General features: G+C 44.7%; 6 protein-coding genes and 1 pseudogene. 5 read left to right on the top strand and 2 right to left on the bottom strand.

Annotation, left to right across the window (positions count from 1 at the left end; all coding sequences use genetic code 11):
• Positions 1–401: pseudogene (locus tag B3D59_RS14760) on the bottom strand (AI-2E family transporter); the annotation flags it as partial.
• 116 nt (positions 402–517) lie between these two features.
• On the opposite strand from B3D59_RS14760, the gene B3D59_RS14765 reads away from it, so the two are divergent.
• The 5 genes from B3D59_RS14765 (at position 518) to B3D59_RS14785 (ending at position 7328) form a co-directional block, all read left to right on the top strand.
• Complete coding sequence (locus B3D59_RS14765) at positions 518–808, top strand: hypothetical protein (protein ID WP_286821105.1); 291 nt, start codon at positions 518–520, stop codon at positions 806–808.
• Between the two features lie 276 nt (positions 809–1084).
• Entirely contained in the window at positions 1085–1786 is a 702-nt protein-coding gene (gene lipB / locus B3D59_RS14770; protein WP_286821108.1) for a lipoyl(octanoyl) transferase LipB, read from the top strand.
• Positions 1783–2715 (top strand): lipoyl synthase, encoded by a 933-nt coding sequence (lipA, locus tag B3D59_RS14775; protein WP_286821111.1) that lies wholly within the window; start codon positions 1783–1785, stop codon positions 2713–2715. Before lipB ends, lipA begins: the two co-directional genes overlap by 4 nt.
• Positions 2712–6578 carry a class I adenylate cyclase gene (locus tag B3D59_RS14780; RefSeq protein ID WP_286821115.1) on the top strand — a complete coding sequence of 1289 codons (3867 nt, stop codon included), beginning with the start codon at positions 2712–2714 and terminating at the stop codon, positions 6576–6578. The genes lipA and B3D59_RS14780 overlap by 4 nt, the downstream gene beginning before the upstream one ends.
• A 102-nt stretch (positions 6579–6680) precedes the next feature.
• Positions 6681–7328 (top strand): lysophospholipid acyltransferase family protein, encoded by a 648-nt coding sequence (locus B3D59_RS14785; RefSeq protein ID WP_286821116.1) that lies wholly within the window; start codon positions 6681–6683, stop codon positions 7326–7328.
• Here the strand turns inward: B3D59_RS14785 and B3D59_RS14790 are convergent.
• The coding region (locus B3D59_RS14790) for a phytochelatin synthase family protein (protein ID WP_286821119.1) at positions 7325–8076 on the bottom strand (752 nt) is incomplete at its 5' end. The genes B3D59_RS14785 and B3D59_RS14790 overlap by 4 nt on opposite strands.

Raw genomic sequence — 8076 nt, forward strand, 5'->3', positions numbered from 1 at the left:
CCGGCCTTGATGTAGATGGTTTCTCGGTAGGGCTCTACCTGTTCATAAAAAGGGAGATCTTCCAGCCACTGGGAAATGGCTACGGGTGAAGACAATTGTTTCTGAACCCAGGGTGTTGCTGTCTGACCCACCTTGATGGCCTGGCTGGTTACAATGCCTAAAAGACCGCTTAAAGGAAGAATAACGATCAGGATGATAATCATGATGGTAATCCCGGATGCTGCAGCCTGTCTTCCTTTCAGCCATTTGTTAAGCCGCTCATAGAACGGATAGGCCAGGGCTGAGAAAATTCCGGCCAGCAGAATAGCCATGAGAAAAGATTTAATCATTACAAGAAAAACAGCTGAAATAAACAACACCAGTAATAATAAAAACGAGGGGTGAATCAGGTCTCGATTCATGGGGGTTAACCTCCGGTAAAAAATTTTTTTTTACCGTAACAGGACAGGACAAATTGATCAACATTTGATCATCGGCAGATCATAAAAAATGTTGAAAAGGAAAAAATGGATCTGTATTGCTGTCATATTTATGTGCGGGAAACTATTTTTTTTCCCCGGGCGCGGCCATTGGGGATGAAAACGAAGATGAAAACAAAACTGAAGTCTCCTCATCTGCGGGCAAAGACGATAAAGAGGTTCAAAAACCGGCACAGGATCTGGGCGAAATGACCGTCACCGGTAAAATTATGGACGAAGCGACTGCCAATAGGCCTGCAGTGGTGAAAAGTATTACGGCTGAAGGTATCGAACGGATCAACGCCATGGAAACATCTGATGTGCCAAATACGACGACGGCGAACCCATGAGTTATGCAGACGTATTACGGGGATGAGCATCATATTCGGTTTGTTCGGCATCGCATACGCCTGGAAGGCCCGCTCGGGTTGATTTGGATATGGGGCGGTCGAATAAACGATGTGCATGGATATCTCAATTTGATCCCAATATATTACATTCGGGTCTGCGGACGCGCCCGAATGCACAATATCTGCTTGGGCTATCAATATGGCGAAACCAAGAAATTCTTGATTTGCCGGGTAATTAATGGTAACCGAAACGTATTTATACGAAAGAACCAAACCATGACCGGACACGCCCTTTCAGCGGATGACAGATGTGCTGTATTTGAGGACCTTGGTATCCGGGATTATCTTCAGGTCCTTGATCTTCAGACCACTGTGCGGGAAAAGATGATCCAGGATCCGCGCCTTGGCGACCGGGTTTTTTTTGTCCAGCACCCTGCGGTTTACACATTAGGTAAAAGAGGGGGACGGGAAAACCTTGTGGTGTCGGAACAGTTTCTGGCTGAAAAAGGGATTGAGATTGTCCAGACCGCAAGGGGGGGGAACATTACCTTTCACGGGCCGGGCCAGGCTGTACTCTATCCCATCATGAACCTGGAGCGATCCAGGATCGGGGTGGCCGACTTTGTCCATGGTCTTGAGGAAATTATGATGAGAACGGCCCGGCAGCTTGGGGTAGAGGCTCGAAGGGATCCGCAAAACCACGGACTCTGGGTGGGGAAGAAGAAAATCGGCAGTGTGGGCCTCTCGATTAAAAAAGGGATCTGCATCCATGGCCTGGCACTGAATGTCTGTCCGGACCTGACCCCTTTTACCTGGATCAATCCCTGCGGTCTCCAAAATTTATCCATGACTTCCCTTGCACAGGAACATCAAAATATCTTCTTTGATCCAAAAACGTCCATGGAACGGGTCAAAAATCTTTTTTTTTATTTTTTTTGCAAAATTTTTAATTTTAACATAAAGGGACAAAACCCATGAACAACCCCAACGGCCATACAGAAACGCCTCCTTCCGGTTCTAACACCATCCGGAAAGGCAAACCCAGGTGGCTGAAAAAAAGCATGCCCAAAGGCGGGGATTACCAGCGGGTTACCCGGCTTTTATCCGAAGCAGGCCTTCATACCGTCTGCCAGGAAGCGGCTTGTCCCAACATGTTTGAATGTTTTTCAAAAAACACTGCCACGTTCATGATCCTGGGATCCAACTGCACCCGGAACTGCCGCTTCTGCAATGTAACCTCAAATGCGCCGACTCCGGTTGACCCGGATGAACCCCAAAGGGTGGCCGAGACCGTACTCAAATTGAAACTGACCTATGTGGTTGTCACGTCGGTTACAAGAGACGATCTTCCCGACGGCGGGGCATCCCACTTTGCACGTACGATTCAGGCCATTAAAAAGGCCGGTCCCCGCATCCGGGTAGAAGTCCTGATCCCGGATTTCCAGGGCGATCTCAAGGCCCTTGAAACCGTAGCCAAAGCAAAACCTGAGGTGATCAACCACAACATTGAGACGGTTAAGGACCTTTACGCCAGGGTCCGTCCCCAGGCCCAGTACCAGAGAGCCCTTGACCTGATTCAAAATGTCACAAAACGATTTCCCGGGCTGCAGACCAAGTCCGGCATCATGGTGGGCCTGGGCGAAACCATAGAGGAACTTGAAGCCACCTTCCAGGACCTGTACGATCATGGCTGCAATATCCTCACCGTGGGCCAGTATCTTCAACCCACAAGAACCCACCTTTCCGTGGAAAAATTCTACAGCCCCCAAGAATTTGAACAACTTGACCGGATGGCCCGGGAGATCGGATTTAAACAGGTGGCTTCCGGCCCCTTTGTCAGAAGTTCCTACAAGGCCAGAGAGTTATTCGAAACACCCGAGACAAATATATGTCGTGATAAATTATGAATTTGGCAATTGATAATTTTGATTATCATTTATTTGAATCCCACTGGGAAAAATTATCACGGCAGGAAAAGGTCTTGATCGTCAAAAATGCCGGCAAATTAGATCCGGAAATTGGCATCTTGCCGGTGCTTACCGGTTTGACTTCGTATTATGCATCCGTGAGAAGCCATGCTCAAAAAAGTCTTGAAGCCATTCAAATAAATATCGGCGAACTTTTAGCAGATGCTTTGGATAAAAACCAATATGCAACGGGCATGAAAAAAAGCTTGTCCCTGTGTGCCAGGATATATACCGCGATTCAACCCGATATGGCATTTGATCAACTGAGTTTCTTTATAAAAACATTGCTGGGGATTAAAGGTAAAGGGGCCTACTTTGCATTCAAGGCCATTCGTCAGGGGCTTGTCAGCATTGATGACATGGAAAAACTGATTTTCACGGTCCCTGAACCCGAACGTCTGGCTTTTGTGGATGAATATATTCAATCTTCGCCAGGCATCAGGTTGAAATTCGGATTTATGTTTAAGCGGATATTGAAATCGATTCAACAACGCGACTGTGTTGTTAAATTCTTTGCCGGTCTGTTTGACCGGCAAAGGGATGTAGACCCATTTTTAAATAATATTAATTCTGAATTAAGAGATCCTGAACAGATCCTTTCCAATGAGATACGCTCCCAATTTCCAGAAACAAGAGTAATCGGGCTGAAGGCGCTTGCCATGATGGTCACAAAAATTTCTCCTGATTTGTTGATCGATATTCTGGATAGAGAGCAAAGTGAAGAAAATCGGATTGCCGTTTACAATATTGTTGAAGAATCTTCGGTGGGGACCTATAAAGAGCTTGCCGATCCGATCCTGCGTCTTTTTTATCAACGGAGTAAAAGAGAAGCGCTTCATGCCTTTAAAGCCCTTGTTGTATCGGGAAAGTTTGCACCGCATACGTTATTGAAAATGATACGCAATAAGTATCCGTCCCTGATACCATTGATCCATAGTGAAATATCCGACTTGTCCAAATTTTCTTTCTTTATTATTCAGGACATTGCGCTGAATCAAAATCAATATCTAAATTTAAATTTCGGAGCAAATCTGGCTTGTATTTTTGGAATGATCAAAAAACGGCCGGAACGGATCGTTAAAATATTTGTCAAATATGCAACCGACGATAAAGCTGTCGACAGAACGGCAATAAAATCGTTTATCGAAAAAACAAAACAGATTCTGGCACAGGAAAAGAAAAGTATTGAAACGGAGTTTGATCCTGTAATCCAATTGGTGCATAAAAAGACCACCGAGATGTCGCGTGCATCGTTAACTTTAATGCAAAACAGGATAGAGAAACTCAAACATAACGAAAACTCAACAACCGTATATCTTGAAGATCAGGTCTTCACCAATGTGAATTTCACCTCTTGTGACTTCTCGATGACTTCTCTCTTTTTTAATAAATCCATCATTGATAACAGTGACTTTTCCAAGACCTCTTTTTCCAAGACGTTTTTCAAGAAGACGGTTTTGCATAATGTTGATATGCGTCAGGCACGATTTAAAGAGGTCAATTTTGACCATGCTGTTTTCATTAACGTGAATGCAGCATCCGCCGTTTTTACAAACTGCAGTTTTCAACATACTGCCATGTATAATTGCGACTTCAGTCATGCCTGTCTGAAAGATGCGCCCTTTATAGAAGCCACGATTTCAAAAGTATCATTTAACCTGGCTGACCTTTCCGGATCGTGCTTTTCCTATTCCACCATTTCCGCTGTCTCATTTATGAATGCCGTCATTGATCAGGTCTATTTTTCAGGCACCAATGCCCGGTTCTGTCAATTTCCGCCAAAAGGATCCGTTCACTATAGAGCGGACGCCTTGAATTTCAACGCCAGGAAATATCAACTTTCTGTTGAGAATCTGCCGCCCATGAAAAAATCAATTGTGGCGGAAATGAATATGCAGATTTTCTGTGAGTTTATTCATTATGGCGAGAAAAAATTTTTAAAACAAAATCAGCTTTCCATACTCACAGCCTTTGATCTTTTTAATAAAGATCAGACGGATTTGTTTCAACTGATCCCATTGCTGCTTCATGAAAACATTGTTCTGCCCGGAATGACGACCATAGACCCCCAGACACCTTGTGGGATCTGGAATTATATGACAAACCCTGAAATCCTTGAAATCTTAAGCAAATACATTGACCGCAAAAAAAAAATAACGGTCGGAGTATGCCGGGAGTATGCGATAGAAAGCCTTTTTACAATCGGAAGTGTCGGGTCCATTGGACAGGAATCAGGCTCTGACATTGATTACTGGGTCTGTATTAATCAAGCCAACTTGAGTATCCTGGATATCGCCTTATTGAAAAAGAAACTGGAAATTCTGGAGCAACTGGCCATGGATCAGTTTCATACCCAAGTTACATTTTTCATCGTTGATGTACAAAGGGCAAAGAACAATGATTTTGGCGGGACAACCCATGAAAGCTCCGGTACGGCGCAATCAAATCTTTTAAAAGAAGAATTTTACAGAACAATGCTGCATGTTGCAGGAAAAATAGCGCTGTGGGCGGTTGTGCCCAGCGCCATATGTATGAATTGCTACAGCGGGATCAGCAACAGCGTGATCATTTGTTCCAATACCTCCAAATATATCGATTTGGGAGATGTCAATGCCATCTCGCCCGGTGAATATTTGGGCGCATCTTTATGGCAGATGTTTAAAAGCTTGAAAAGCCCCTATAAATCGGTCATCAAAATGGCGCTTCTCGAAAAATATATTTATGAGTATAAGGGGAAAAAACTGCTGTGCAATGAGTATAAAGATGAATGGATGAATTCGGGAGCCCAACTAAAACTTGCCCAGAATGATGCATATTTTATCCTGTTAGAACATCTGCGTGACTATTTTCAAACGGTTGGCGATCCACATTCGGTTGCGCTGTTGCTGCACTGCTTTTTTCTAAAGCTGGGCATTTCAGAACAAGCCCAAATTGATGATACCATCTTTGGCCTCAGGAAAATACTTCTTGAACACTGCATCCATCAATGGGGTGTGACCAAATATGACATTTTCAAATTGGGTTGCTTCAAAGATTGGAAATACGGCGAAGTCGCAAGTCTTTCAAAGAGCATCAACGCCTATATGATCAAAACATATAAAAAAATAATGGATACTCTTTCCGGTCAAGCCCTCAGCCCCTCAAGGCTTAGCCCTGAGGACCGAACCGTGCTGGGGCGAAAGGTGTTTATTGAATTTGTAAGACAACCCGGTAGAATCGAGAAGATGCTTTTCTTACCTCAAAATGACCGTTACTATCAACACTTGTACCTGCAGCATATAAAAGATGGGAAGAATACGGGCGTGTGGCAGTTGCTAAACAAGGAGAAAAATGGGCACCAATATCTGGAAGATATTTTAATTAAAGCAAAGACGATTGAGGCGATAGGTGCATGGTTGATTTACAACCGGCTTTACTGTGAGAATGGAACCATCAATTTAATTCCCAATCCAACCGGTGTAACCTTTAATGCAATCCGGAATCTTTATAAGGCCATGCATAATTTTTTCAGTCCGCTATTTAAAAATCCTGTCAGCTTTGATCAACTGTTAATGGCTAGCAAAGTGATTGGACTATTTGTCTCGACCAATTTTTATGCGCCGTCGAAACAAGAAAAAACAACTGATTATACAATTATTTATCTGAACTCATGGGGAGAAATGTTTCATGAGGGCGGGTGTTCGACCCAGGGTTTTTCCACCATTGAAGAAATAGAGCAAGATATCCTGCGCAAAATGAAGCTGAAAGAGATGCCCTTAAACACAATTTTTTATTCTTCGGAAAAAGATAAAATGATCTATTGAGTCCCTAATCAAAATTAAAGAATTTACCGCACCCTTTTCTCCTTGCTTTTTTACCCCTGTCTGATAGCTTCAGGGTCATTACTCTCCCATGGAACCTTTAAAATGATAAAAAAATTTAAGTACATTATTTATACCCGTCCCTTTATCTGCTTTTTATATTATTTCATACGTCTTTATACCGCGACCTTCAGGTTAAAAATTGAAAATGAAAAGAGCTGGCAGAGCATGCTCAATGGAAATCAGCCGGTAATTCTGGTAACCTGGCACCAACAGTTTTTTTCGGCCATCCGGCATTTTAAAAAATATGCCCGGTATAATCCGGGGCTGATGATTTCCAGAAGCCGCGACGGCGACCTTATTTCCGCCGTGGCCCGGCGTAGCGGATGGCGCACACCAAGAGGCTCATCCTCAAGGGGCGGCAAAGAGGCCATGGCAGAAATGATTACGCACCTCAATACTCATGGCTTTGGCGCCCATATCCTGGACGGTCCCACCGGCCCCATGGGCAAGGTCAAACCGGGCATCATAAAAATGGCATTGCAGACCAATGCCTTGCTGGTCCCTTTTTTTATCGATTCGCATCAGGCATGGTTTTTTAATTCCTGGGACCACTTCATGATACCCAAGCCCTTTGCCAAAGTCCGGCTGCGTTTTTTAGATCCCATCCATGTCTACGGGGAAAAAAATGAGGATTTTGAAGTCCTGCGCGAACGGCTTGAAACGCTTATGCGCCCGGGCCTCCACCCTTAATTCACATGAATGACAACAACCCCTCCCCGGTCATACCCAAAAGGCCTGAACACCCCGGCGTATGGGGTGGCGATACCTTTGTAAAACGTATTGAAGGGGATGCGGTACGAAAACTTCTGGTCCGGGTCAACATCCAGGATGGTGACAAAACCGGTTGACGGATCAAAGCCTCCCACAGGCGAAATATGGCGAATGTTCAATTCCTTTATAAACGCACCCTGGTCAAAATGGGCAATAATCAGACAACTATCGAAAAATTGAAATTTTTTAAGGTGCCCAAGAATCTGCTGCCTTACCCTGGCCCTGCTCTGGTTTAAGGAACCCTGGATCATTTCAACCTTTTTAAAGGGGATACCATAGGCCACAAGACTGTCTTTCACCACAGCCGAAAGAACCGCCAGCGGCAACCCCCGCCGCCCCTCGTATCCTTCCGGTTCCATGCGCTCTTTCCAGTGGGCTGTTCTCACTTTTTCCAAAATGGCCTGCTGGGTAACAGTCGGACCGGGGCATCCGTAACGCTCCCTTAACACATTGACCACACAAACCACCGACGCCACGGAACACGAAGATTCATGGTATTGTTTGACATGGTGGCGAAACAGGTCAGCCGGAAGGCCTGGCCCTTTGGACAGTCCTGGGGACGGAGTGATATGCCTTGCCTGGCCCGGAGCAAAACTGCCCGTGCGCGTCATCCAGTGAAAAAAATACCTGATCGCCAGGTAAGTGCGGACGATGCAAAATCTGAAAA

The sequence above is a fragment of the Desulfobacter sp. UBA2225 genome (assembly GCF_002348205.1).
GTDB lineage: Bacteria > Desulfobacterota > Desulfobacteria > Desulfobacterales > Desulfobacteraceae > Desulfobacter > Desulfobacter postgatei.

What these genes read in the sequence shown, in the direction of transcription:
- lipA (WP_286821111.1), top strand. Translation starts at nt 1,783, where the DNA reads ATGAACAACCCCAACGGCCATACAGAAACGCCTCCTTCCGGTTCTAAC.
- lipB (WP_286821108.1), top strand. Translation starts at nt 1,085, where the DNA reads ATGACCGGACACGCCCTTTCAGCGGATGACAGATGTGCTGTATTTGAG.
- B3D59_RS14785 (WP_286821116.1), top strand. Translation starts at nt 6,681, where the DNA reads ATGATAAAAAAATTTAAGTACATTATTTATACCCGTCCCTTTATCTGC.
- B3D59_RS14780 (WP_286821115.1), top strand. Translation starts at nt 2,712, where the DNA reads ATGAATTTGGCAATTGATAATTTTGATTATCATTTATTTGAATCCCAC.